The sequence below is a fragment of the Amycolatopsis sp. NPDC026612 genome, assembly GCF_040638285.1.
In the GTDB taxonomy this organism is placed as follows: Bacteria; Actinomycetota; Actinomycetes; order Mycobacteriales; family Pseudonocardiaceae; genus Amycolatopsis.
In genome coordinates, this window is record NZ_JBEZYB010000029.1 from 55,876 (window position 1) to 80,295 (window position 24,420).

At 71.8% G+C, this 24,420-nt stretch carries 21 protein-coding genes; 7 read left to right on the forward strand and 14 right to left on the reverse strand.

What is annotated here, in order from left to right; translation table 11 throughout:
• Window positions 1-59: 59 nt before the first annotated feature.
• The gene (locus AB0F15_RS25040) at window positions 60-791 is read left to right on the forward strand and encodes a polysaccharide deacetylase family protein (protein ID WP_360274743.1); all 732 of its coding nucleotides are present in this window, start codon (window positions 60-62) and stop codon (window positions 789-791) included.
• On the opposite strand, the gene AB0F15_RS25045 is transcribed toward AB0F15_RS25040, so the two are convergent.
• A complete protein-coding gene (locus tag AB0F15_RS25045) occupies window positions 733-1,722 on the reverse strand; it encodes a histidine kinase (RefSeq protein ID WP_360274745.1) in 990 nt (329 codons plus the stop codon). The genes AB0F15_RS25040 and AB0F15_RS25045 overlap by 59 nt on opposite strands.
• 23 nt (window positions 1,723-1,745) lie before the next feature.
• Between AB0F15_RS25045 and AB0F15_RS25050 the strand changes: the two genes are divergently transcribed.
• Complete coding sequence (locus tag AB0F15_RS25050; RefSeq protein ID WP_360274748.1) at window positions 1,746-2,387, forward strand: response regulator transcription factor; 642 nt, start codon at window positions 1,746-1,748, stop codon at window positions 2,385-2,387.
• Window positions 2,388-2,648: 261 nt separating this feature from the next.
• Here the strand turns inward: AB0F15_RS25050 and AB0F15_RS25055 are convergent, their stop codons facing one another.
• On the reverse strand, window positions 2,649-2,780 hold the full coding sequence (locus tag AB0F15_RS25055) for a hypothetical protein (protein ID WP_360274825.1): 132 nt from the start codon (window positions 2,778-2,780) through the stop codon (window positions 2,649-2,651).
• 69 nt (window positions 2,781-2,849) lie between these two features.
• A complete protein-coding gene (locus AB0F15_RS25060) occupies window positions 2,850-3,467 on the reverse strand; it encodes a TetR/AcrR family transcriptional regulator (RefSeq protein ID WP_360274750.1) in 618 nt (205 codons plus the stop codon).
• A 56-nt stretch (window positions 3,468-3,523) separates the two neighbouring features.
• Here AB0F15_RS25060 and AB0F15_RS25065 point away from each other — a divergent pair, with 56 nt between their 5' ends.
• Both AB0F15_RS25065 and AB0F15_RS25070 read left to right on the forward strand, forming a co-directional pair.
• Entirely contained in the window at window positions 3,524-4,144 is a 621-nt protein-coding gene (locus AB0F15_RS25065; RefSeq protein WP_360274753.1) for an MSMEG_1061 family FMN-dependent PPOX-type flavoprotein, read from the forward strand.
• Window positions 4,145-4,154: 10 nt separating this feature from the next.
• Window positions 4,155-5,027 carry a PDR/VanB family oxidoreductase gene (locus AB0F15_RS25070; RefSeq protein ID WP_360274755.1) on the forward strand — a complete coding sequence of 291 codons (873 nt, stop codon included), beginning with the start codon at window positions 4,155-4,157 and terminating at the stop codon, window positions 5,025-5,027.
• On the opposite strand, the gene AB0F15_RS25075 is transcribed toward AB0F15_RS25070, so the two are convergent.
• From AB0F15_RS25075 to AB0F15_RS25120, 10 genes are all read right to left on the reverse strand, one after another.
• Window positions 5,001-5,246 carry a hypothetical protein gene (locus AB0F15_RS25075; RefSeq protein WP_360274758.1) on the reverse strand — a complete coding sequence of 82 codons (246 nt, stop codon included), beginning with the start codon at window positions 5,244-5,246 and terminating at the stop codon, window positions 5,001-5,003. The genes AB0F15_RS25070 and AB0F15_RS25075 overlap by 27 nt on opposite strands.
• Window positions 5,247-5,368: 122 nt before the next feature.
• The gene (locus AB0F15_RS25080; protein WP_360274761.1) at window positions 5,369-6,277 is read right to left on the reverse strand and encodes a peptidylprolyl isomerase; all 909 of its coding nucleotides are present in this window, start codon (window positions 6,275-6,277) and stop codon (window positions 5,369-5,371) included.
• 79 nt (window positions 6,278-6,356) lie between these two features.
• Complete coding sequence (locus tag AB0F15_RS25085; RefSeq protein ID WP_360274764.1) at window positions 6,357-8,642, reverse strand: Tat pathway signal sequence domain protein; 2,286 nt, start codon at window positions 8,640-8,642, stop codon at window positions 6,357-6,359.
• 25 nt (window positions 8,643-8,667) lie between these two features.
• Window positions 8,668-10,968, reverse strand: a complete 2,301-nt coding sequence (locus AB0F15_RS25090; RefSeq protein WP_360274767.1) for a glycoside hydrolase family 95-like protein — start codon at window positions 10,966-10,968, stop codon at window positions 8,668-8,670.
• 187 nt (window positions 10,969-11,155) lie between these two features.
• On the reverse strand, window positions 11,156-12,571 hold the full coding sequence (locus AB0F15_RS25095) for a M1 family metallopeptidase (protein WP_360274770.1): 1,416 nt from the start codon (window positions 12,569-12,571) through the stop codon (window positions 11,156-11,158).
• An 80-nt stretch (window positions 12,572-12,651) separates the two neighbouring features.
• Window positions 12,652-16,530 (reverse strand): Pls/PosA family non-ribosomal peptide synthetase, encoded by a 3,879-nt coding sequence (locus AB0F15_RS25100; protein WP_360274773.1) that lies wholly within the window; start codon window positions 16,528-16,530, stop codon window positions 12,652-12,654.
• A gap of 312 nt (window positions 16,531-16,842) precedes the next feature.
• Entirely contained in the window at window positions 16,843-18,345 is a 1,503-nt protein-coding gene (der, locus tag AB0F15_RS25105) for a ribosome biogenesis GTPase Der (RefSeq protein ID WP_360274775.1), read from the reverse strand.
• 16 nt (window positions 18,346-18,361) lie between these two features.
• On the reverse strand, window positions 18,362-19,021 hold the full coding sequence (locus tag AB0F15_RS25110; RefSeq protein ID WP_360274777.1) for a lysophospholipid acyltransferase family protein: 660 nt from the start codon (window positions 19,019-19,021) through the stop codon (window positions 18,362-18,364).
• The gene (cmk, locus tag AB0F15_RS25115) at window positions 19,018-19,722 is read right to left on the reverse strand and encodes a (d)CMP kinase (protein ID WP_360274820.1); all 705 of its coding nucleotides are present in this window, start codon (window positions 19,720-19,722) and stop codon (window positions 19,018-19,020) included. The genes AB0F15_RS25110 and cmk overlap by 4 nt, the downstream gene beginning before the upstream one ends.
• A gap of 90 nt (window positions 19,723-19,812) precedes the next feature.
• Complete coding sequence (locus AB0F15_RS25120; RefSeq protein WP_360274780.1) at window positions 19,813-20,379, reverse strand: TetR-like C-terminal domain-containing protein; 567 nt, start codon at window positions 20,377-20,379, stop codon at window positions 19,813-19,815.
• A 91-nt stretch (window positions 20,380-20,470) separates the two neighbouring features.
• On the opposite strand from AB0F15_RS25120, the gene AB0F15_RS25125 reads away from it, so the two are divergent.
• From AB0F15_RS25125 to AB0F15_RS25135, 3 genes are read left to right on the forward strand one after another with little or no spacing between them, the layout of a single operon-like run.
• Window positions 20,471-20,839, forward strand: a complete 369-nt coding sequence (locus tag AB0F15_RS25125) for a DUF4267 domain-containing protein (protein ID WP_360274783.1) — start codon at window positions 20,471-20,473, stop codon at window positions 20,837-20,839.
• A 36-nt stretch (window positions 20,840-20,875) separates the two neighbouring features.
• Window positions 20,876-21,358 carry a TrkA C-terminal domain-containing protein gene (locus AB0F15_RS25130; RefSeq protein WP_360274785.1) on the forward strand — a complete coding sequence of 161 codons (483 nt, stop codon included), beginning with the start codon at window positions 20,876-20,878 and terminating at the stop codon, window positions 21,356-21,358.
• Window positions 21,359-21,365: 7 nt separating this feature from the next.
• Window positions 21,366-22,559 (forward strand): cation:proton antiporter, encoded by a 1,194-nt coding sequence (locus tag AB0F15_RS25135; protein ID WP_360274788.1) that lies wholly within the window; start codon window positions 21,366-21,368, stop codon window positions 22,557-22,559.
• On the opposite strand, the gene AB0F15_RS25140 is transcribed toward AB0F15_RS25135, so the two are convergent.
• A complete protein-coding gene (locus AB0F15_RS25140; protein ID WP_360274791.1) occupies window positions 22,556-24,397 on the reverse strand; it encodes a Xaa-Pro dipeptidyl-peptidase in 1,842 nt (613 codons plus the stop codon). The genes AB0F15_RS25135 and AB0F15_RS25140 overlap by 4 nt on opposite strands.
• Window positions 24,398-24,420 lie beyond the last annotated feature (23 nt).

Consider the following 24,420-nt stretch of genomic DNA (forward strand, 5'->3'; position numbering starts at 1 on the left):
CGAAGGTACTAGTACCTTCGCGGCTTCCCGCGCCGGAACGCGCTCGCCAGGGTGGCGGCATGATCTTGAATTCCCGCCGTGCCCGGAAGCGGGCCATCGTCGTGGCGAGTGTTCTCGTCGTCGTCCTCGCCGCCGCCTTCACGCTGTTCGAGGTGTCGAAGTCGCGAACCTTCCAGTTCTTCGGCAGCCTCGTGGACCGGGTCGACACCACCGAGAAGATCGTCGCCATCACCTTCGACGACGGGCCCGCTCCCGCCGGTACCCAGGCGATCCTCGACACCCTCCGCAGTCGTGAGGTCCCGGCGACCTTCTTCCTCATCGGCCGCGAGATCGCGGCGCACCCCGGCCTCGCCCACGACATCGCCGCCGCGGGCCACGAGATCGGCAACCACAGCTTCTCCCACGACCGGATGATCGGGGTGACGCCCGCCTGGGTCGCCGACGAGGTCGAAGCCACCGACGCGCTGATCCGGACCACCGGCTACACCGGCGAGATCCTCTTCCGGCCCCCGAACGGCAAGAAACTCTTCGCGCTGCCGCACTACCTCGCCGAACACCACCGCACCACGATCACTTGGGACGTCGCGCCCGATTCCGACGGCGCCCCGGACGCCGCCACGATCACCTCGGCGACGGTGGACCAGGTCCGGCCCGGCTCGATCGTGCTCCTGCACGGGATGTACCCGGCGCGCGAGGAGACCCGGGCGGCGATCGGGCCGGTGATCGACCGGCTCAAGCAGCGCGGCTACCGGTTCGTGACCGTGTCGCAGCTGCTGGCAGCCCGACACTGACCACCCACTCGCCGTCCCGCACGCCGTGGCTCAGCGCACCCCCGGTCGCCGCGGCCTGCTCCGCGAGCCCGGCCAGCCCATAGCCGTCGCCGGAGCATGGAGTCCCCTTCACGGCGTTGCGCGCGGTGATCGTCACCCGGTCGCCGGCTTCGACGTCGTACCGGAGGCGGACGCCGGGACCGTTGTGCCGCAAGGCGTTCACCGCGGTCTCGGCGACGAACCGCTCGGCCAGCTCCCGCACCGGACGCGGCAGCGCGGGCAGCACCGGGTCGCGGTCGAGGACCAGTCCCGCGGTGCGGAGCCGGGCCAGCACCTCGGCGAGGTCCGGGGCACGTTCGGTGTCCTCGCGCAGGTCGTCCAGCGTGCGGCGGACGAGCGTCAGCGCGCCGCGCCCGGCGGCCAGCAAGGTGTCCAGGCGCGCGCGGTCGGCGTCGGTCAGGTCACCGACCGCGCGCAGCGTTTCGGCCTGCACGAGCATGACGGCCGTGGTCTGGGCGAGCGTGTCGTGCAGCCGCCGGGCCGCGCGCTCGGCCCGGTCGGCGAGCGCGCGACGGCGTTCGGCCCCGAGCAGCCAGGCGACCGCGCAGATCGTGACGGCGAGGACAGTGCCATCGACCGGCCCCTTCGCCGGGAAGACGGCGCCGCCGATCACCAGCGCCGCCGCACCCGCGAGCCACCGCTGGGGCGTGCTGTACAGCGCGAGCAGCACCGGCACGTACATCGTGTTGCGCGGCTGGTCGAGCAGCAGGTGCCCGGCCGTCGCGAGCGTCACCACCGTCAGCACGAGGACCGGGGCCCGGCGGGACCACAGCAGCGGGGCGAGCTGGGCGGCGCTGAGCACGGCGGCGAACCAGCCCTGGTGCGGCGTCCACGCGCCGCTCGCGAAGAACACCGCGGCCACCGCCGCCGTCGTGCCGAGAGACTTGCGCATGGGCCGACAGTAGAGTGCCGGGCATGATCCGCGTCCAGGTCGTCGACGACCACGCCCTGGTGCGCGAGGGGATCGCGCTGATCCTGGGTGCGCGGCCGGACCTCGACGTCGTCGCGCAGTACGCGAGCGGGCCCGAGTTGCTCGCCTCGATCGTGGCCGCCGACGTGGTGCTGCTCGACCTCTACCTGCCCGGGATGGACGGCCTCGAGGTGCTGCGCCGGCTCGGGCCCCCGGCACCGCGGGTGCTGATGCTGACCACGGTCGGCCGTCCGCGCGAAATCCGCGAAGCCCTCAACGCGGGCGCGGCCGGGTTCGTGCTGAAGGACTCCTCCGGCGACGAGCTCGCCGCCGCCGTCCGCGCCGCCCACCAAGGCGTGACCGCGCTGAGCCCGGCGGCGGCAGCCGCACTGAGTGGCGGCGGTGCACTGACACCGCGCGAGCGGGACGTGCTGGAGCTGCTCGGCGAAGGACTGTCCAATCGCGACATCGCGACCCGGCTCCGGCTGGCCGAGCGGACGGTGAAGGTGCACGTCGGCAACGTCCTGGCCAAGCTCGGCGTCACCAGCCGCACCCAGGCGGCACTCGCGGCCAGGGACAGCGTGCCGCACAGGACTTCGGCCGGGAACGTCAGGTCCACGCCGCCGACGAGCTGGCCCGCCTCCTGAGCCCGGGTGATCCGGGCGAGCGTGCGCTCCTCGACCGTGCGCAGGAACCGCTCGTGCAGGGTGGCCCGGAGCGTCTCGTCGCCCTGTGCCTCGGCGCGGTCGTCCACACGAAGCTGAGCGCGTCCAGCAGGAGCGCCGCCATGGACGGCCGGCGCCGGTGGATCGTGTGCTTCCCGACCCCCGCCCGGCGCGCGACCCGCCTCGATGTTCGGACCCGCGTACCCGGCCTGGGTGGCGCGCCTCCCAAGCCGACAAGGCGGCTCAGGCGGAACGGGAGGTGCTCGCGAAGATCGCGGAGATGGCGCCGCCGGACCGGGTGCCGGCCGAGCGCGTCCACGCCGTCGTCACGGCGAACGCGCCGGTCCTGGAACCGAAGCCGCGCTGGTGGCGCAAGCGGTGCAGTGAACGGGTGCCGGGCTCGTCCATCCCGGGTACGAGCCCGGCCTGGGCGCGCCTACCGGTTCACCCCCTGACGTACCGGGTCAGCATCGCGACCATCTCCTCTTCGAGCCGCCGGGCGTCGATCGGATCGGGCTCGGCCAGCAGGTCGTGGACGGCCAGCTCGATCGTCGCGATGACCAGGCGGGCCGCCGTCTCGGTGTCGGCGACGCGGACCTCCGGGTGGCCCTCCAGGAGGTCGCGGGTGTAGCCGACCATGGTCCGTTTCAGCCGGCCCATCCTCTCGAGCAGCTCGGTCGACCGCGGGGCCTGCTCGATCAGCATCCGCAGCAGGTGGGGGTCGTCCAGGTGGGATTCGACCGTGAGCCGGACGAAGACGCGGAAGACCTCCTCGATCGAACCGGGCAGCGGGCCGGTCATGACCTTCGCCGCGGCCGCCGTGCCGTCGTCGAGGTGCCGGGTCAGCAGCTCGGCGAGGATCGCGTCCTTGTTCGGGAAGTACTGGTACAGCGAGCCGATCGAAATTCCGGCGCGCTCGGCGATGCGGTTGGTGGTGCCGGCGGCGTAGCCGTGGTCGGCGAAAACGTGAGCAGCCGCGGTCAGGATCCGCTGCCGGGTCAGCTCGGCGCGCACCTGACGCGGCTGTTTACGTGGCTGGATGCGGCGCTGGTCCGACGGCACGGATCCCCCCGGGAAAGCGAGTAGTCAAGAGCTGAATATTTGCTCATAATTGTGCCATGACCAGCCTAAACATGCTGCACCGCGTCTCCCCGGCCGAGGTGGCGGCCCGGCTGGGCGAGCCGGAGGCGATGATCAAGGCCAAGATCGGCGACCGCATCGACCGGCACGCCCGCCGCTTCATCGCGCACTCGCCGTTCCTGACGCTGGCCACCGCCGACGCCGCGGGCCGCGCCGACTGCTCGCCCCGCGGCGACTACCCCGGCTTCGTCAAGGTCCTCGACGAGCGCACGGTCGCGCTGCCCGACCGGCTCGGCAACAAGATCGCCGACTCGTTCCGCAACATCGCCGAGAACGACGGCGTCGGCCTGCTGTTCTTCGTTCCCGGCATGCGGGAAACACTGCGGGTCAACGGAAGCGCGTACGTCACCGACGACCCGGACGTGCTGGCCCGGATGCGCACCGAGGCGAAGGCGCCGATGCTGGCGATCGTCGTCGACGTCGCCGAGGTGTACTTCCACTGCGGCCGCGCGCTGATCCGGTCGCGCCTGTGGGACCCGGCGAGCCAGGCGCTGGCGGCGGAACTGCCGTCGGCAGGCGAGATCGCCGGCGAGAAGATGAACGTCGACCCGGCGCTGCTCGACCAGCTCCTCGAAGACGGCTACCGGAAGCTGTACTGACGTGCCCGACATGCAGAAAACCATCCTGGAACGCGTCGAGCACGTCACCGACGACGTCGTCTCCCTCGTCCTGCGCGGTGACGAAGGTCCCTTGGCCCCGTGGGAGCCGGGCGCGCACATCGACCTGGAGCTGCCGAACTGGCTGACGCGCCAGTATTCGCTGTGCGGCAACCCCGGTGACCTGTCGGCCTACCGCGTCGCGGTCCGCCACGACCCGCTGAGCCGCGGTGGCTCGGAGTACGTCCACCTGTTCCTGCAACCGGGCCGGACGCTGCGGGTTTCGCTGCCCCGCAACCACTTTCCCCTGCTCCCGGCGGCGGAATACCTGTTCGTGGCGGGCGGGATCGGGATCACGCCGATCGTGCCGATGCTGCGGTCCGCCGTCGCTTCCGGTGCCGCGGTGACGCTGGTGTACGCGGGCCGGTCCCGGCCGTTCGCCGCGGAACTCACTTCGCGGTACGGAAATCGCGTGCGGCTCGCGCGGCCCGATTTCGCGGCGCTGGCGGCGGAGTTCCCGGCCGCGGAGGTGTACTGCTGCGGCCCGGCGGCGATGGTGGACGCGGCCGAAGCGGTGTTCCCCCGGGTGCACACCGAACGGTTTGAGCCCACCCGGCGGACGTTCGGGCCGGACACCCCGTTCGAGGTGGTGTGCGCACGTTCCGGGGGGACGATCCAGGTCCCGGCGGACGAGTCGTTGCTGGACGCGCTGAACCACGCCGGACGCCCGGTGCCGTCCGCGTGCCGGGAAGGGGTCTGCGGGAGTTGCGAGATCACGGTCGTCGAGGGGGAACCCGAGCACCGCGACGACATCGGCGCCGCTGGAGGCCGGATGTACCCGTGCGTGTCCCGCGCGCTGTCACCGCGGCTCGTGCTGGACCTCTGATCGGGTCCGCCGGCTGGTCAGCGGCCAGACGATGACATAACCGGCCGCCACGAGGGCGCCGCCGCGGACCGCACCGATCAGCAGGCACCGCACCCAGTCATAGCCGCTGACCCGGCTCACCGGGTCGGTCAACCCGAGCAGCGCTCCCACCACCAGCCCCGCGCCGAGCCCGGCCGTCACCACCGTCCGGCCGGCGCGGGGCAACGCCGGCCACGCCAAGGCCCTCCTCAAGGCCCTCCGCCGCCTCCTGGCCCGTGATTGAGCACGTAACTCGCGTGATTGAGCCCGGAACTGGCGTGATTGGAGCCGGAACTCGCGAGTTACGGTTCTGATCACGCGAGTTACGGGGTGGCGGTGACCTTGGTGAGGGTGACGGGGAGCTTCGGGGGGCCGCTGCCGTCGCCGATGCCCGGCTTGGCCGGGTCGATCCCGGCGCGGGCGACGGCGTCGAGCACCTCGAGGCCGGGGCCGTCGATGCTGCCGAAGACCGTGTACTCGGGCGGGATCTCCGTGTCGCCGAAGACCAGGAAGAACTGGGAGCCGCCGGAGTCCGGTGCGGTCGTCTTCGCCATGGCGAGGACGCCGCGGCCGTACGTCAGCGCCGGGAACACCTCGTCCCGGATCGTGTAGCCCGGCCCGCCGGTGCCGTCGCCGACGGGGTCACCGCACTGGAGCATCTGCAGCCCGGCTGTCACGGACAGCCGGTGGCACGACGTGCCGTCGTAGAAACCCTGGTTCGCCAGGCTCAGGAAGTTCACCACGGTGCACGGCGCCAGCGCGCGGTCCAGGGTGAGCCCGATGTCGCCCGCGCTCGTCACGAGCCGGACCCCGGCGGTCCCGGACGACGGCGCCGGGCCGTCGGGCGGCAGCGCGACCTTCTTCGGCGCCGGAGAGCCGCTGTCGGGGGTGAACGCGCACGTCACCGGGTCGGCCAGCGGCCTCGGCCGCTTCGGCATCGGGGCCCGGCCGCCGGGGATCGCGGCCGGCGTACCGGGCGCAATGGCCGGAGCGGACGTCGACGACGGTGCCGTGCTCCGGAACGCGCCGCCGGCTTGGCCGTCGGGCTTGCGCAGGAACCCCGGGTAGCCCCAGGCCAGGAACGCCAGCGCCATCACCACGACGACCACGACCGACGCCGTCACCAGCGCCATCGCCGTGGCCGAAGACCGCTTCGGCGGCACGGGCGGCGGCCACTGCGGGTACTGGTACGGCAGGTGGCCGGGCCCCGGCCTGCCGTCCGGCTCGCTCATCCACGCTCCCCTCGTCGGAGAGCACCATTCTGCCGTGCGAGCCGGCTTCCCGGGCGCGAACCCGGGAAGCCGGCTCGGGTCACGGAAGGCCCCAGGGCACGCTCGCGCCGCCCGGCGCGACCGGCCGGACGCCGAAGTCCGGCCGGTCCCCCTTCCGGTGGACGAACGCGTCCTCGCCGCGCCCGAGTTCGATCCGGACGTCCCCGTTGGCCAGCCGCTGCCAGCGGCGGGCCCGGCCCCGCGCATCCGTCACCGCGAGGTCGCCGTCGATACCCGGCCGCAGCACGCACGGCGCCCCGGCTTCGCTGTGCACCTTGAGCCACCGCGTCTTCCCGCCGGCCCGGGACGCGCTGAGCAGGAACGCACCCTCGGTGCGGAAGTCCCGCAGCGCGATGTCACCCCACGCCGACGGCACCGCCGGGAACAGCCGGAGCACCCCGCCCCAGCTCTGCACCAGCATGTCCTGCAGCGATTTCGCCGCCGACAGCGGCGTCTCGATGACCGGACCGGACTCCTTGTACATCGTGTTCGGCTGGATGTACCGCCGCTGCAGCTCGCCGAGGTAGAACGCGGCCTGGTCGCCCCGCAGCATCTGCGCCGAAATCGACGCGGCCCCGGTGAAGGTGTAGCCCTGCAGCGCGCCTTCGAAGCCGACCCAGTGGTTCAGCGACGTCTCGATGATCTGCCGGTGTTCCGGCTGCTCCCACGTGACGTCGTAGAGCGGGTAGATCTGCAGCAGATGCGAGTAGTGCCGATGCGACTTCGCGAACGGCACCCCGGCGCCGATCATGTAGCCGTTGACGTCGGCCGGGTAGTCCACCAGCGTCGCGAGGACGTTCTGCCACTTCGGGGCCAGCGGATCGGTGGGAGCGGTCTGCAGGAGTGTCTTGCAGCCCCAGCGGATCAGCGAGAGGTCGTAGTTGCAGTCCGGGGCGTTGACGCCGTACTCCGGGGAGAACGTCGGCGGCAGGTGCAGCTTCCCGTCCGGCCCCGGCGCGAGGAAGTGCAGGTAGTAGTTGATCGCCCGGCGCAGCAACGGGAAGAGCGTGCCGTACAGCAGCTTCCGGTCCATCGTGTGCCGGTAGGACAGCCACACGTTGTGCAGCGCCCAGGTCAGGTTGCCGACCTCCGGCGTCGGCGTGTCCTTCCCCGGGATCCCGACGGGGAACCCGCTGGTCGGGTTCGAGACGCCGTTGAGCAGTGTCATGTCGGTGGTGCGCGGGATGCCCGCGGAGTCGGCCTGGTAGGGCTGCGCGACCTGGCTCGTCAGGTTGCCCCGGTACTTGTCCAGCGCGTAGCTGACCGCGTCGAGCTCCAGGTGGTTGGAGCCGTGGATCAGCCAGTATTCGAGCTGGACGTTGAGGTTCCACCACGTCGCGGGCCACGGCGTGTTCTCCAGCCACGGCCCGGAGGTCGCCATCACCGGCGCCTCGCGGCGGGCCGCCGAAGCGACCTTGTAGAGCTGGATCCAGTAGAAGCTCTGCAGGCGGGTGTCCGGAATGGACAGGAAGCTCTGCCGGTAGTAGCCGTGCCACCAGCGCCGGTGGTCCTGGGTGAGTGCGGCGAACTCCCAGACCCGGCGGACCGTGCCCAGCGCCCGCGCCACCGACGTCTTCTCCGGGTGCGACCACGCCACCGACGTGTACAACGTCCGCGCACCGCCGCGCGTGACTTCACGCCACGCCGTCACGTGCTCGCCGCCGGCGAGCAGCGGCTGGACGGCCAGCCGGGCGTCACCACTGCTCGACAACTGCACCGGCGGGTTCGCCGTGTACCCCGCCGGCGGCGGCTTGTTCCACACCGGGTCGGCCCGCGGGCTGACCGCGACCGCCGGGTGGAACACCCACTTGAACCCGCGTTCCCCTTCGGACGGCCGGATTTCGACGGCGAGGAGCGACTGTCCTGTGTGGATGATGGCGCGCAGGCTCAGGCTGCCCGCCGCGGTCGTGATCGTGCCGGTCAGCTCGGCGTTCCACAGGTCCATCCGCCAGTCGATCGCGGTGATCGCGCCGACCGGTTCGAGCGTGAAGTACCCGATCGGGAGCCGGGCCAAGCCGAACAGCGAGCCGAACTCCGGGCGGTGGTCCTGGACCTGGCTGTGCTGGACGTTGAACCGGATCGCGTTCTGCCCCGGCTCGGCGTAGATGCCGGACCCGAGGAATCCGTTGCCCAGGAAGGGGCCCTCGTACCAGGTCTTCGGCAGCCGCCGCCAGTACAGGTCCGCGGTGCCCACGAACCCGGCCCAGCCGAAGTCGTCGCTGCCGGGTGCCGCGGCCGCTTCCGCGAACGCGGGGGTGATGCCCGCGGCGCCGGCGGCGATCCCGGCGAGTGCTCCGCCGAGCACGGTTCTGCGGGTGATGTCCATTCCGACCTCCTTGTCGAAAGCGGTTTCAGCTCGGCAGGCCCCACGCCGGTGCCGGCCCGAGCGCGGGAACGTCCCGGGGTGCGAAGTCCGCCCGGCCGCCCCGCGGGGTGACGACGGCGGTGCCGCCGCGCTGCAGTCCGATGGCGATCCGCCCGGGCCCCGCCGGGCGCCACGGCAGCCGCCTGCCGTGTTCGTCGCGGACGTCGACGTCCCCGGCGACGCCGTGCTGGAGAACCAGCGGCTCGCCGGCTTCGCTGTGCACGCGGACGAATTCCGTCCTGCCGTCGCGGCGCGAGGCGTCCACCAGGAACGCGCCTTCCGCGCGCAGGCCGGCGATCGAGGCGTCCCGCCAGGTCGCCGACACCGACGGGAAGATCTTGAGCACCCCGCCGGCTCCCTGCATCAGCATGTCCACAACGGACTGCGCGGCGGTGATCGGGCTCTCGATGGCGAAGTTGCTGCCCTCGCGGTACATCGTGTTCGCCGTCAGCTCGGTGTCGGCCACGACGTTCCGGTCGAGGAAGAACTTCAGGTACCGCAACGCTTCTTCGGGCTCGTCCATCACCGAGCTCATCGAGGACGCGGCCGCGTAGCTGTAGCCGTGCCACGCCGACTGGTCGGCGACCCAGTGCTTGAAGGTGCGCGTCATGACGTCCCGGTCGCCCGGGGCGTCCCAGACCTTCTCCCGCAGCGGGTACAGCCACAGCAGGTGGGAGAAGTGCCGGTGGGAGGCGGCCAGGGGGACGCCGTCGCCGATCAGCACGCCGTCGGCGGGGTCTTCGTGGTACGGGACGAGCTTCGCGCTGATTTCCCGCCAGACCGGCACGCGTGGCTCGTCGAGGCGCAGGATCCGGGCGGAGTCGACGAGCGTGCGGGCCGCCCACCGGATCAGCGACAGGTCGTAGGTGCAGTCGGGCGCGTCGGCGTACTCCGGCGACCGGGTCAGCGGCAGGTGCAGCGCCCCGTCCGGGCCGGTGAACAGGAAGTGGCGGTAGAAGTTCAGCGCCTTCGCCAGTGTCGGGTACAGGACGTCGCGCAGCACCCGCCGGTCCAGGTGGTGCCGGTAGGCCAGCCACACGTTGTGCAGGCCCCACAGCAGGTTCCCGGTCTGGTCGGTCTTGGACGTCGTCCCGGGGACGCCCACCGAGCGCGTGCCGCCGGGACGCAGCCGCCAGTCACCGGGGTGCGAGAGCGCGTACGTGTCGCCATCGCGGTACGCGGGCGGGACGGACACCTCGAGGTTCGCGTGGTCGCGCCGGAAGGTCTCGGTGACGGCGTCGAGTTCGGGGTGGTTGCTACTGTTGACGATCGGGTAGGTGACCTGGACGTTGAGGTTCCACCAGACCGCGGTCCAGCTGTTGCCGACCTCGGGGAACCACGGGCCCCATTCGGACACGACGGGCCCGTCCGCGCGGGTGGCGGCCGCGATCTTGTACAGCTGGATCCAGTAGAACCGCTGCACCTGCTTGTCGGGCACCGAAACGAAGCTGCGCCGGTGGTAGTCGTTCCACCAGCGCCGGTGGCGGGCGAGCAGCGCGTCCGGGTGCGCGGCAAGCGCTTTCCGCACGGCGTTGCGCGCGTCGGCGGTGTGCGTCATGCCCGGGAAGCTGTAGGCGACGGCGGCGGCGAACAGCCGTCGCGTGCCGATCGCGCGCTCCTGCCAGGCCGTGGTGTACCCGCCGCCGGCGAGCATCGGCTGCGCGCAGTAGCCGGCCCCGATCTCGGGCGCCGGGTTGGCGACGTACTCGGGCGGCTTGCGGACGGTCCGGGTGGTCGCCGACTCCAGCGGCTGGAACGCCCAGGTGGCCCCGGTTTCCCCGGCGCTCGGCGTCAGCGAAACGAGCAGCACACCGAGGTCGTTGTGCACGACGGCGGAGAAGGAAACCGAGCCCCGCGTCGTGGTGATGGTGCCGCCGAGTTCGGCGTTGTACAGGTCGAGCGTCCAGTCGACGCCGGTGATCGCGCCGGCCAGGGTGAGCGTGAGGAAGCCGATCGGCAGCCGGGACAGCCCGATGCCCGCTTCCCACTGGATCCGCTGGTCCTGGACCTGGGTGTGGCTCAGCATCACCTTGAGCACCTGCGGCGTCGTCCCGGCGTAGACCTGCGCGCCGAGGTAGCCGTTGGCCAGGAACGGACCTTCCTGCCAGCTTTTCGGGAGCCGTTTCCAGACCATCCGGGCGTCCGCGGCGACGTCCCGATGGGGGTTCGCCGGGTGGCCGGCACCGAGGGCGGGCGGGGCCGCGCTGCCCCAGAGGCCGCCGAACGCGGCGGCCCCCGCGACGACCGAAGCAGAGCGGAGCACCGTCCGCCGGGACACTGCATCCATGAAGCGCCTCCGGATTCATACTACGTTTCGCCGAGATCAACGGTGGGCGCCCGGGATGTTTCCAGACACAGAGCCGAAATACCAGGGTTGTTCCCGAGAAAGCCGTAGATACATCGGATGTATCCCGCCGAAAGGATGCATGTGTTCAGAGCCGTGAACGAGCTGTCACGACCGTGAACGCCAGGACCTACGAAACGGGCAACGGGGGCAGTACCGGGGTGTCCAGCCAGCGGGTGAAGAACGCGCTCAGCGCCCGCCCCGCGTGCGCCTCCGCCGTGGCCACGAACAGCTCCGTCGTGACGAGCCCGTGCCGGTGCTCTTCGGCCCACGCCTTCAGCAACCCGAAGAACGCGAGATCCCCGATCTCCGCCCGCAGTGCGTGCAGCGTCAGGCCGCCGCGCTTGTAGACCCGCTCGTCGAACATCCGCGCCACGCCCGGGTCGGCGATCCGGACGTCGGCCGGCTTGGCCTTGATGCGGGCGTGCCAGTCGCGGGCCAGCGCCGAAGCGGACGGGCCGCCCGACTCCTCCGACCACAGCCACTCGGCGTACGTCGCGAAGCCCTCGTTCAGCCAGATGTGCCGCCAGTCGGCCACCGTCAGGCTGTTGCCGAACCACTGGTGAGCCAGCTCGTGCAGCACGAGCCGCTCGTGGGTGCGGCGGCCGTCGACGTGGTTGGCCCCGAAGATGGCCATCCCCTGCGCCTCGATCGGGTCGTCGAGGTCGTCGTCGGTGACGACGATGACGTACTCGGGGAACGGGTACGCGCCGAACAGCCGCTGCAGGAACTCCATCATCCGGCCCTGCCGCCCGAAGTCGCGGTCGAACGCGCGGCGCAGGCGCGGCGGCACGAAGGCCCGCTGGGGCACGGTTTCGAAAACCGCCTCCACCTGGCCGCTCGCGCGTCCGAAGCCGAGGCTCAGCCGGCGCGGCCCCACCCCCGTGTGCGGGAACCAGCCGCGACCGGTCAGCTCGACCTCGTCGTAACGGCCGATCTGCACACTCATGAGGTACGTCGCCGTCGGCTCGTGCCGCTCGTAGACCCACTTCGTGGTGCTGGCCGACGTGGCGCGCTCGACCAGGGTGCCGGTGACCGCGACCTGGTACGGCGACGCCGTCGTCACGCTCACCCGGTACGACGCCTTGTCCGACGGGTGGTCGTTGCACGGGAACCACGACGGCGCGCCGACCGGCTGGCTCGCCACCAGCGCGCCGTCGGTCAGCTCGTCCCAGCCGACGTCACCCCAGCGGCTCCCCACCGGGCGCGGGTTGCCGACGTAGTGCACCTCGACGGTGAACGCGGCACCCGCCGGGATCGACCTCGCCGGTTTGACGTGCAGCTTGACCCCGCGCTTCAGGTACTTGGCGGGCTTCCCGTCGACGAGCACGCGGTTGATCCGGAACTCGCCGAAGTCGAGGCTGACGCGGGAAAGCGCCTGCGTCGCCTCCGCGGTGATCACCGCCGACGCCGAAAGCCGGTTGGGCGCGACCTTGTAGTCGAGGTTCAGGTCGTAGTGCCGGGTCCGGTAGCCACCGTTGCCGTGCGCGGGCAGGTAGGGGTCGCCGGAGGTGTCCGCGCCGGGAGCGGGGGCCTTCGAAATCACCCGTGGCGAACCTTTCCTCGTGCGTGCTGGAACCAGGCTCGCACGGACGGGTGAGTCCGGCGCGCCTGGTCCCGCTTTCGTTACTTACCCGGCCAAGTCGAGATCGGGTTGCCGAGCCAGCGGGTGTCGGCCGGGACCTCGTCACCGCGGGTCACCAGTGAGCCCGGGCCGACCGCCGTCCGGGCGCCGATGCCCGCGCCCGGCAGCACGATGCCGTGCGGGCCGAGCGTCGCACCTTCACCGAGCGTCACCCGCGACATGCTCATGATCCGGTCGTGGAACAGGTGGGTCTGCACGACGCAGCCGCGGTTGATCGTCGCGCCGTCACCCAGCTCGACGAGGTCCGCTTCGGGCAGCCAGTACGTCTCCAGCCAGACTCCGCGGCCGATCTTGACGCCCATGGTGCGCAGCCAGGCCGGCAGCAGAGGGGTGCCACCGACGGAGCCGATCAGCCACGGCACCGCGAGGGACTCCACGAACGTGTCCGCCAGTTCGTTGCGCCAGACGAAAGAACTCCACAGCGGGTGGTCGATCTCGCGGAACTTGCCGACCAGCAGCCACTTCATCACCGTCGCCGTCAGCGCCGCGACGATCCCGGCGGCCAGCAGGGCGGGCCCGGCCAGCAGCGCGGCGACGCCGAAGCCGGCCGCCGAAGCCGTCCAGAGCAGGCCGAAGGCGACCACGACGGTCAGCGCGACCCCGCACATGACGGGGACGATCCGGCACAGCTCGACCAGCGACCGCGCCGCCTTGAGGTGCAGCGCCGGGGTGTAGGTGCGGCTCGTGTCGGCGTCGCCGATCGCGCGGCGGACCGGGAGCGGCGGCATGCCGAGGTACGACGAACCCTTCTTCGCCTTCAACGGCGTCGAGGACAGGACGCCGACCAGGCCGCGCTTCGGCACCGAACGGCCGGGCGCGGTCATCCCCGAGTTGCCGAGGAAGGCCTGCTTGCCGATCCGGGCCGGGGCGACGTGCAGCCAGCCGTGGCCCAGCTCGTACGTGGCGACCATCGTGTCGTCGGCGAGGAACGCGCCGCTGTCGACCTTGGTCATCTTCGGCAGGGCCAGGACGGTCGACGCCTCGACGTTGCGCCCCACCCTGGCGCCGAGCAGGCGCAGCCACACCGGCGTGAACAGGCTGGCGTACAACGGGAACAGGCCTTCGCGGGCCATGCTCATCAGGCGCTCGGTCGCCCAGACCTGCCACGCGACCCGGCCGTGCACCGGGTGGTAGCCCTCGACCATGCCGATGCTCAGCGACCGGACCCCGGCCAGCACGAACAGCAGGTAGGCGCCGAAGTACGCGACGGTGGCGACCGGGACGAAGACCAGCGCCTGGGTGAAGGCGGCCAGGAGCGTGGGCGCTCCGGCGATCGCCCAGCCCAGCACCGCCACCCCCGCCAGCGCCGCGACCCCGGGGAGGAAACCGAGGGCCAGCGAGGTCACGCCGTAGACCGCGGCCCAGAAGTGCGACCGCGGCGGACGGCTCGACGGCCACTTCAGGGCGTCGCGCTCGTCCTTGGCCACGCGCGCGGCCGGCGAACCGGCCCACCGCTGCCCGGCCGGGACGGCACCGCGGACGGTCGACCCGGCCGCGATCTCCGCGCCCTTGCCGACGCGGACACCGGGGAACAGCGTGCTGCGCGCGCCGACCCGGGCCTCCGCGCCGACGTGGACCTTGCCGATGTGCACGCGGTCGCCGTCGACCCAGTGGCCGGTCAGGTCGACCTCGGGCTCGATCGCCGCACCCCGGCCCAGCTTGAGGAAGCCGGTGACCGGCGGCGGCGAGTGCAGGTCGACGTCCTTGCCGATCCGCGCGCCGAGCGCCTTCGCGTACGTCGTCATCCAGGACGCCCCGGCGACGCTGTCCGCGCCGCTGAACTCCGCCAGCTTCTCGGCCGTCCACAGTCGCAAGTGGACACTCCCGCCGCGCGGGTAGGTCCCGGGGCGCACCCCCGACAGCAGCACGCGCGCGCCGCCCGCGGCGATGGCGATCCGGCCCGCCGGGCTGAACAGCGCCACCCAGGCCAGGCCGATCCAGGCCCAGCTCAGCGTCGGCGCCCAGGCGAACCCGAGCAGCGACAGGACATTCGACAGCGCGGCGGCCAGTGTGGCCCAGCGCAGGCCGGCGAGGCTCATGAGCGGGACCATCAGCAGGGTCTGGATGACCCCCGCGCGACGCGGGGTCGGCGCGATGTCGCGGCGCTCGGTGGCCTGGCCGGTGAGCGCGTCCAGCATCGCGGCCAGCGCGCCCAGCCGCGGGTAGGCGTAGATGTCGGCCACCGACACCTGCGGGTGCCGGGTGCGGATGCGGGCCACCACCTGCGCGGCGGTCAGGCTGCCACCGCCGTGGGTGAAGAAGTCCGCCTTCGGGCTGTCGACCGAGACGCCGAGGATTTCGGCCCAGCCTTCGGCGAGCCACGTCTCGGTCGGGGTCAGCCCGGAAGCCTCCACTGTGGACAGCGGCCACGGGAGGGCGTTGCGGTCGACCTTGCCGGAGGTGCGCGTCGGGAGGTCGTCGACGACGGCGAGCAGCGGGACCAGCGCGGCGGGCAGGTGCTCACGCAGGCGCGTCGCGGCTCGGTCGTGGTCGAACGGCTCGGTGCCGGGGACGACGTAACCGACGAGGACCTGGTTGCCGGCCTTGGTGCGGCGGATCGCGGCGGCCGCACCCTGCACGCCCGGCAGGGCCTGCAGCGCGGCGTCGACCTCGCCCAGCTCGATGCGGCGGCCGCCGAGCTTCACCTGCTCGTCGAGCCGGCCGAGGAACAGCAGGCCTTCTTCTTCGGCGCGGACCATGTCGCCCGAGCGGTAGGCGCGCTGCCAGCCCAGGGACGGCAGCGGGGCGAACTTCTCGGCGTCCTTTGCCGCGTCGAGGTAGCGGGCCAGCCCGACCCCGCCGATGACGAGCTCGCCGGTCTCGCCCATGCCGACGGGCTCGCCCTCGTCGTTGACCACGGCGAGCTGCCAGCCGGCGAGCGGCAGCCCGATGCGGACCGGGCCGTCGCCGGTCAGCTGCGCGGCGCACGCGACGACGGTCGCCTCGGTCGGGCCGTACGTGTTCCAGACTTCGCGGCCTTCGACGGCGACGCGCTCGGCCAGCTCCGGCGGGCAGGCCTCGCCGCCGAAGATGAGCAGGCGGACGTCTTCGAGCGCGTCCGCGGGCCACAGCGCGGCCAGCGTCGGCACGGTCGAGACCACGGTGATGCGCTGCGCGACCAGCCACGGGCCGAGGTCGACGCCGGTGCGGACCAGCGCGCGGGGTGCGGGGACCAGGCAGGCGCCGTAGCGCCAGGCCAGCCACATCTCTTCGCAGGAGGCGTCGAAGGCGACGCTCAGGCCGGCCAGCACGCGGTCGCCAGGACCGACGGGCTCTTCGGTGAGGAACAGCTCGGCCTCGGCGTCGACGAAGGCGGCGGCACTCGCGTGGGTGACCGCGACGCCCTTGGGCTTGCCGGTGGAGCCGGAGGTGAAGATGATCCAGGCGTCGTCGGCCGGGCCGGGGACGCCCTTGCGCCCGCCCGGCGTGCTGTGGACGTTGATCGTGCCGTCGGTGGCGACGGCCGCGACCTGGGCTTCTTCGAAGACCAGCTCGGCGCGCTCGTCCGGGTCGTCCGCGTCGACCGGCACGTAGGCGGCGCCGACGGACAGGGTGGCGAGGATGGCGACGTACAGCTCGGCGGTGCCGGAGGAGATCCGGATGCCGACGCGGTCGCCGAGGCCGACGCCGTAGCTCTTGAGACGGCGCCCGTAGACGTCGATCTCCTCGAGGAGCCGCCGGTAGGTCAGGGTGGTGGTGCCGTCGTCGATCGCGGCGGCGTTCGGGTGCCACTCGGCCGTGACGGCCAGAATGTCGAGGAGGGTGCGCTCGCCGGCGCCGAGGCCGGACCAGAACAGGGCCCGGCCGGCGACGGTCACTTCAGCGGCAGGGGGTACCGCAGGATCCACGGTGACGGTCATCGGCCGCTCACCCCGGGCAGGACAAAACCTAGGGCGCGCAAGCCCACCACTCACCTTTCGGGAGCCTCAACCGGGCTCGCTCTCCGATTGAGGCGCCCGCAACGACCCTTAACCATACGCGCAGATCACCAAAAGATATCCACAGGGTCACGCCAGCGTGTCAGACCTCACGAAGACCACCGTGACCAGCGTGATCCAGCTCGCATCCAACGTGATTGAAGCCGGAACTCACGTGATTGGAGCCGTAACTCGCGAGTTCCGGCCCCAATCACGCGAGTTACGGCCTTGATCACGCGAGTTCCGGCAAATAGGTCACCGGGATTTGGCGGGGCGGGCGGCTTTTCCGCCGACCTTCGCCTTCTTTTCGCGGATCCGGATGTTCACCCGGATGGGGCTGCCGGTGAAGCCGAACTGCTCGCGGAACCTGCGCTCGATGAACCGGCGGTAGCCCGCCTCGAGGAAGCCGGTGGTGAACAGCACCAGCGTCGGCGGGCGGATGCCGGCCTGCGTCGCGAACAGGACCTTCGGCTGCTTGCCGGAGCGGACCGGCGGCGGGGTGGCCGCGATGAGGTCCGACAGCCACGCGTTCAGCTGGCCGGTCGGCACCCGCTTGTCCCACGACGCCAGCGCGGTCCGCAGCGCCGGCGCGAGCTTGCGCACCGAACGGCCGGTCAGCGCCGAGATGTTGACCTTCTCCGCCCACGGCACCCGGACCAGGCCGCGGTCCAGCTCGCGGACCATCGCGTGCCGGCGGTCCTCGTCGACCAGGTCCCACTTGTTGAACGCCAGCACGCACGCGCGCCCGGCCTCGACGACCATGGTCAGCACCCGCAGGTCCTGCTCGGACAGCGGCTCGGCCGCGTCCAGCAGCACGATCGCGACCTCGGCCGCGTCGATCGCGGTCTTGGTGCGCAGCGACGCGTAGTACTCGGCGCCCGCGGCGAAGTTGACGCGCTTGCGCAGGCCCGCCGTGTCCACGAACCGCCAGGTTTCGCCGTCCAGTTCGACCAGCGAGTCGACCGGGTCGACAGTGGTGCCCGCCACCGAGTCGACGACCGAGCGCTCCTCGCCGGACAGCTTGTTCAGCAGGCTCGACTTGCCGACGTTCGGCTTGCCGACCAGCGCGACGCGCCGCGGGCCCGTCGTCACGGGGCCGCCTTCGCGCGGCGATTCGGGCAGCGCCTTGAGGATGGCGTCGAGCAGGTCGCCGGAGCTGCGGCCGTGCAGCGCGCTGACCGGGTGCGGCTCGCCGAGGCCGAGCGACCACAGCGACGCGGTGTCGGCGAGCAGCCGGTCGTCGTCGACCTTGTTGGCGGCCAGCAGCACCGGCTTCTTCGAGCGGCGCAGCACCTTGGAGACGGCTTCGTCGGTCGCCGTGGCGCCGACCGAGGCGTCGATGACCAGCAGCACCGCGTCCGCGGCCTGCATGGCCAGCTCGGCCTGGGCGGCGACGGAGGCCTGCAGCCCGGTCGCGTCCGGCTCCCAGCCGCCCGTGTCGACCAGGGTGAACCTGCGCCCGCCCCAGTAGGCGTCGTAGGCGACGCGGTCGCGGGTCACGCCCGGCACGTCCTGCACGACGGCTTCGCGCCGGCCGAGGATGCGGTTGACCAGCGTCGACTTGCCCACGTTGGGCCGGCCGACGACGGCGAGCACCGGCTGCGCGAGCGCGGCCTCCTCGGCCGCTTCCGCCGCCTCGATCTGCGCGTCGAACGCGGCGAACTCGGTCTCGTCCGACCAGGTGCCGTCGTTCTCGCCGACGCTGTCCAACGCCGTCGACGCACTCTGCTCCGCGGAGGCGGAATCAAACTCAGCCATCACTACCCAATTTCCCTTATGGCGTAACGAATCCGTTTTCGGTACGCCAATCGTCCAAAGTCTTCACGAGCGCCGCGAGCTCGCCGCGCAGCTCCTCGGTGCCCTGGTCGAGCCCGGTTTTCCCGGGTCCGACCTTCGGCGAGAACGGCTCCCCCACGAGGATGTCCACGCGCGGGCGCCAGCGCCGCTTGCCGTCGGCGGGCTTGAGCGTGCCCCGCGTCGCGACCGGGAGCACGGTCGCGCCGGAGGCCCGGACCAGCCAGGCCGCGCCGCGTTCGGCCGCGCCGACGTCCCCGGCACCGCGGGTGCCCTCGGGAAAGATCCCGACGACACCGCCGTCCTTGAGCACGTCGACCGCCGTCATCAGCGGTGTGCGGTCGATCTCGCCGCGCTTGACCGGGATCTGCCCGATCGCCAGCATGAACTTCCCGACGATCCCGCCGAACATCTCGGCCTTGACCAGGAACGCCGAACGGCGCGGCAACATTCCGAAGATCAGCTGCGGTTCGATCATCGAGCTGTGGTTGGCGATCACCAGCACCGGCCCGGTGGCGGGCATGCGCTCCCGGCCGTGCACGCGGACGCGGAAGGCCGAACGCAGATGGTACCGGGCGAAGATCCGCCCGGCGTCGTGGAGTACGCCGACGGAGCCCTCGGGCAGTCCGTCAGCTTTCATCGAGCTACCTCGGCGTTGCACCCCGCCAAGAGGCCGCGGTGGCTGGCGAGCTCGCTCAAGGCGACGATCACCTGGTCGATCGACAGTTCCGAGGTGTCGACGTGCACGGCGTCGTCGGCGGCGCGCAGCGGCGAGGCGGTGCGGGTGGAGTCGAGGTGGTCGCGGCGCTCGACCGAGGCCAGCGCGTCGGCGACCGACGACTGCCGCCCGGCCGCGGTGTCCTGGGTGCTGCGGCGCGACGCGCGGACGTCGGCCGAGGCGGTCAGGAAGACCTTGAGCGGCGAGCCGGGCACGACGACAGTGCCGATGTCGCGGCCCTCGACGACGATCCCGCCGACGGTGTCGAGCACCTCGTCGATGATCCGCCGCTGCCGCGCGACCAGCAGCTCGCGCACGTGCGGCACGGCCGAGACGGGCGAAACGGCCTTGGTCACCTCGGGACCGCGGATGTCGGCGGCGACGTCTTCGCCGGCGAGGCTGATCTCGGGCCGTTCGGGGCTGGTGCCGATGCCGAAGTCGGCGAGGTCGGCGACCCGGGCGACGGCGCCCGCATCGGCCGGGTCCACGCCGGCGCGCAGCACGGCGAGGGTGACCATGCGGTACATCGCACCGGTGTCGAGGTAGCCGGCCCCGAGCCGCCGGGCGAGCTTGCGGGCGACGGTGGTCTTCCCGGTCCCCGACGGGCCGTCCAGCGCGACCACACCACGTAGGGCTCCCGTCACCGGCACTCTCCTCGCGTTCTCGTCTCGTTCGGCTTCGGGTCCATTCTGCCGGTCGGGCCGCGGGCCGGATCAGTCGCCCCGCGCGCCGAAGCGCTCCACCACGAGTGCGAGGCGCTCGTCACGGTTCGCCGGTGACAGCCGACGGCCGCGATCCAGCGTCACGAGGCCGTGCAGCGTGCTCCAGAACACCTCGGTCAGCACACCGGCGTCCTGTTCCCCCGCCACCGGCTCGATGACCGCGAGCAGCTCCGCGAAGTTCGCTTTCATCACCTCCGGGGTGTCGTCCCGGGCGAACCGCAGCTCGGACGCGAGCGTGAACATCGCGTCGTAGAGCGCCGGTTTCGCCTCGGCGTACTCGATGTACGCGCCCGCGATCCCGGCCAGCCCGCCGTCGCGCGCTCCGGCCAGTGCCGCGGCCAGCTCGGCGAAGCCCTCCAACGCGGCCGCGGTCATGATCGCGTCCTTGCCGCCCGGGAAGTGGCTGTAGAGCACCGGCTGGCTGTACTCGATCAGGCCCGCGAGCCGCCGGGTGGTGACCGCGTCCCAGCCTTCCGCCTCGGCGAGCTCCCTGGCCGCGGCGACGATCCGCTGCCCCCGCTCGGTCCGGTCGCGCACACGCCGTTGTCGCTGGGTCATACGGCGCATGCTAGCACTGCTAGACAAACTAGCGTTGCTAGGTTAGCGTTGCTAGCAATCCTAGCAACGCTAGAAAAACGGAGGGAACACCATGCTCGTCACCGGCTACATCCTCGTCGGGATCGTCTCGCTCGGGATCATCTACGTCGGCCTCAACTACCTCTTCGCGCCGCGGAAGATCGCCGCCGGCTTCGGCTTCACCGAGGTCCCCGAGAACGCCGACACGTTCTTGAACGTCAAGGGCGGCCGCGACGTCGGAGCCGGTCTCGTCCCGCTGGCCCTGATCGTCTACGGCGACCCGCACGCGCTGGGCTGGGTCATCCTCACCGCGGCCGTCTGGCCCGTCTTCGACATGCTGATCGTCCTGCGCCACCGGGGGAAGAAGGCCATCGCCTTCGGAGTCCACGGCCTGACCGCCGTCGTGATGGTCGCCGCCGCCCTGCTGCTCCTGCTCGGCTGAACGTCGCGAATCGGACACCTGGGTTACGGTGGTTGGGTGAACGTCGAAGTAACTCCCCTGCCCGGCATCGGGGTCCGCAAGGACTTCGCCACCCGTACCGGCCGCCGCATCGGGGTCGTCACGCAGCGCGACGGCCACATCGAGCTCATCGTGTCCAAGGCGGACGACGCCGACGCCTGCGCCGCCTCGATCCCGCTGACCGCGGACGAGGCGGGCGCACTGGCCAACCTGCTCGGCGCGCCCCAGCTCGTCGCGCAGCTCACCGAGGAGCACCGGGACCTGCCGGGGATCAGCACTCGGCAGCTGCCGATCATGCCGTCCGGCCCGTTCGACGGCCGGACGCTCGGCGACACCGCGATGCGCACCCGCACCGGCGTCTCGGTGGTCGCGGTGGCACGGGCCGGCCAGGTGCACCCGTCGCCGGCGCCGGACTTCACGTTCACCGGGGGCGATCTGCTGGTCGCGGTCGGCACGGGCGAAGGCCTCGAAGCCGCCGCCAAGATCCTCAAGTACGGCTGAGCGGCCGATGGACCACACCGCGCTGTCCCTGATCGAACTGGGGGCGGTCTTCTTCGGGCTGGGCGCCCTCGGCCGCCTGGCCGGCAAGATCGGCCTCTCCCCCATCCCGCTCTACCTGCTCGGCGGCCTCTGCTTCGGTTCCGGCGGCCTGATCCCGCTGACCGACATCGGCGGTTTCACGCACCTGGCGAGCGAAATCGGCGTCGTGCTGCTGCTCCTGCTGCTCGGCCTCGAGTACTCCGCCGCCGAGCTGTTCACCGGGCTGCGCCGCTCGTGGACGGCCGGCCTGCTCGACATCGTCCTCAACGCCGTCCCGGGCGCGGCCGTCGCGCTGCTGCTGGGCTGGGGCCCGGTCGGCGCGATGGTGATGGCGGGCGTCACGTACATCTCGTCGTCCGGGATCGTCGCCAAGGTGCTCGGCGACCTGGGCAGGCTCGGCAACCGCGAGACACCGGTGGTGCTTTCGATCCTCGTGTTCGAGGACCTCGCGATGGCGCTCTACCTGCCGATCCTCACCGCGGTGCTGGGCGGCGTCTCCCTGCTCGGCGGCTTGGAGGCCGTCGGCATCTCGCTGCTGGTGATCACCGTGGTCCTGGTGATCGCGCTGAAGTTCGGCCGGTACGTCTCGGCCGCGGTGGACAGCCCGGACCGCGAGGTGTTCCTGCTCAAGGTGCTCGGTGCGGCGCTGCTGGTCGCCGGGCTGGCGTCGGCGATGCAGGTGTCGGCCGCGGTCGGGGCGTTCCTGCTCGGCATCGCGATCTCGGGCTCGACGGCGGAGAACGCGACACGCATGCTGGAACCGCTGCGCGACCTGTTCGCCGCGGTGTTCTTCGTGGTCTTCGGGCTCAACACGGACCCGGCGTCGATCCCGCCGGTGCTCGGCTGGGCCGTGGTCCTCGCGGTGGTGACGACGCTGACGAAGGTCGGCACCGGCTGGTGGGCGGCGCGCCGTCAGGGCATCGGGAAGCTGGGCCGCGCCCGGGCCGGCGCGGCGCTGGTCGCGCGCGGGGAGTTCTCGATCGTCATCGCCGGGCTGGCGGTGACGGCGGGCGCGGTCTCCGGTGAACTGGCGGCCTTGGCCACGGCGTACGTCCTGCTGATGGCGATCCTCGGCCCGACCGCGGCCCGGGTCGTCGAGCCGGTCGTCCGCGCGTGGCAACGGAAATCGGCCACGAAGACAGCTACGGCCGACGCCGGCTAGCGCAGCTCCACCGGGCCCGACGACGGTACGAACGCGCCGCCGTCGAGAGCCGGGTGGGTGGTCGCGGCGGGCACCACACCCGCCAGCGGGACCGACGCCGACGTGCGGGCCAGGTCCAGCGTCAGCCGGCCCGGCTGCGCGGGGCCGCGGATGAAGCTGCCGTCCGTGCCGCCGATGATCAGCGCCAGCGCGTGGCCCCGCGGCACGATGTGGTCCGTGGACGCCAGCCGGAACGTCATCGTGTACGCCGTCCCGGGCGTCAACGGTCGTTCCTGGGCAAGGGAAGCGTAGTTCGCCAGGTCCGCCCAGCCGCGGCTGATGATCGTGTAGGTCACCTTCTTCACGTCCGCCGACGCCACGCGGTAGCAAGCGTCGTCCCCGGGCGCCGACGAGCCCCAGCACGTCTCCGTCGTCCCCGTCCTGATCCCCTCGCCGCTGCCCGCGAAGTTGCGGATGGTCGCCGGGCCGAGGTCCACGAGCAGCGCCGAAACCCGCGCCGACGACGTGCTCGGCGTGGCCGTCACCGTCACCGAGGAGGTCCCCGAGACCTGCAGGCCTGCCGCCAGCGCGCCGGTCGAGTAGGTGAGCGCCGCGCTGCCCGGGTTCGTCACCCAGGTGTCCTCACCGGCACCCGGGTTGTCGGTGAACGACGCCGTGCCGGCGGCGGCCGCGGTGCCGAGCGTGCCGGAAGCGTGCGGCCGCAGCGTCGTCGCGACCGCGGTCGCCGCCGGGTACGCGCTCTGGTCGGCCCACTGGTCCGGCTGCCGCTCGACGCTGGCCACCGGACCGTTCTGGACGCCGTTGTCGAAGCCCAGCAGGTAGTGGTCGAACCACCGGTGCAGCAGGTCCACCCAGTCCGCCCGCCGGTAGTCGAACGGGTCGACGTGCCCGGTCTGCGAGAGCCAGATCTTCTTCTCGACGGTCAGCGCGTCCCACCACTGTCCGAAGTGGATCGTCTTGACGTTCAGGTCGTTGACGCCGTGGGACAGCAGCACGCTGGCCCGCACGTTCCGCGCCCCGGTCACGTAGTTCCGGTCCGCCCAGAGCGGCCCGTAGTCGCCGTTCGCCGACGCGCCGCTCGTGAGCGCCTGGTTCTGCGCCGAGCAGTTCTGCCCGGAGTTGCGCGCCTCGACGGTCTGCGCGAGACCCGCCGGGTTGGACCCGAACGTCGCGCCGTCGGAGCGGTAGTAGTCGTACCAGGAGCTGATCGCCGAGATCGGCACGATGGTCTTCAGCCCGGCGACGCCGGTCGCCGCGACGCCGTTGGCGATCGTGCCGTCGTAGGACTTGCCGATCATCCCGACGTTCCCGGTGCTCCAGCCGGCGGTGACGGCACTGCCGCCGGTCTTCGCGCTGTAGCCGGTGGCCCGGCCGTTCAGCCAGTCGACGACCTTGCGGGCCGAGCCGACGTCCGAGGGACCGCCGACATCGGCGCAGCCGTCCGAGCGGTTTGTCCCGGCCAGGCCGACCAGCACCACTGCGTAGCCCCGCGGCACGAAGTAGTTGTCGTAGAACAGTGGGAACTTCACCGGCTTGCCGGTGCTGTCGTAGCTCTTGAGCTCGCTCTCGTTGCCGCGCCCGCAGCACGAGTAGTACGGGCTGGCGTCCATGATCACCGGCACGCGAGAGGCGGCTTCGGACGGGCGCACGATGTCGGCGGCGACCCGGTCCGGACGGCCGTCGCCGTCGCCGTCGCGGCCGATGTCGACCCAGACGGTTTCACGGATCGCCTTCGCGTAGTCGTAGACCGGTTCGCTCGCCGCGGGTGCCGCGGCGGCCGGAACCACCGTGCCGGCCAGGAACACCGCGAGGATCCCGCACACCACACCGGTTCGCATGGCACTCACGCTAGGGACGCGGA

Coding starts and splice junctions, on each gene's coding strand:
- AB0F15_RS25135 (WP_360274788.1), top strand. CDS start 21,366: ATGGACCACACCGCGCTGTCCCTGATCGAACTGGGGGCGGTCTTCTTC.
- AB0F15_RS25065 (WP_360274753.1), top strand. CDS start 3,524: ATGACCAGCCTAAACATGCTGCACCGCGTCTCCCCGGCCGAGGTGGCG.
- AB0F15_RS25085 (WP_360274764.1), bottom strand. CDS start 8,642: ATGGACATCACCCGCAGAACCGTGCTCGGCGGAGCACTCGCCGGGATC.
- AB0F15_RS25140 (WP_360274791.1), bottom strand. CDS start 24,397: ATGCGAACCGGTGTGGTGTGCGGGATCCTCGCGGTGTTCCTGGCCGGC.
- AB0F15_RS25040 (WP_360274743.1), top strand. CDS start 60: ATGATCTTGAATTCCCGCCGTGCCCGGAAGCGGGCCATCGTCGTGGCG.
- AB0F15_RS25120 (WP_360274780.1), bottom strand. CDS start 20,379: ATGACCCAGCGACAACGGCGTGTGCGCGACCGGACCGAGCGGGGGCAG.
- AB0F15_RS25045 (WP_360274745.1), bottom strand. CDS start 1,722: ATGCGCAAGTCTCTCGGCACGACGGCGGCGGTGGCCGCGGTGTTCTTC.
- AB0F15_RS25090 (WP_360274767.1), bottom strand. CDS start 10,968: ATGGATGCAGTGTCCCGGCGGACGGTGCTCCGCTCTGCTTCGGTCGTC.
- AB0F15_RS25110 (WP_360274777.1), bottom strand. CDS start 19,021: ATGAAAGCTGACGGACTGCCCGAGGGCTCCGTCGGCGTACTCCACGAC.
- AB0F15_RS25100 (WP_360274773.1), bottom strand. CDS start 16,530: ATGACCGTCACCGTGGATCCTGCGGTACCCCCTGCCGCTGAAGTGACC.
- der (WP_360274775.1), bottom strand. CDS start 18,345: ATGGCTGAGTTTGATTCCGCCTCCGCGGAGCAGAGTGCGTCGACGGCG.
- AB0F15_RS25070 (WP_360274755.1), top strand. CDS start 4,155: ATGCAGAAAACCATCCTGGAACGCGTCGAGCACGTCACCGACGACGTC.
- AB0F15_RS25050 (WP_360274748.1), top strand. CDS start 1,746: ATGATCCGCGTCCAGGTCGTCGACGACCACGCCCTGGTGCGCGAGGGG.
- AB0F15_RS25125 (WP_360274783.1), top strand. CDS start 20,471: ATGCTCGTCACCGGCTACATCCTCGTCGGGATCGTCTCGCTCGGGATC.
- AB0F15_RS25080 (WP_360274761.1), bottom strand. CDS start 6,277: ATGAGCGAGCCGGACGGCAGGCCGGGGCCCGGCCACCTGCCGTACCAG.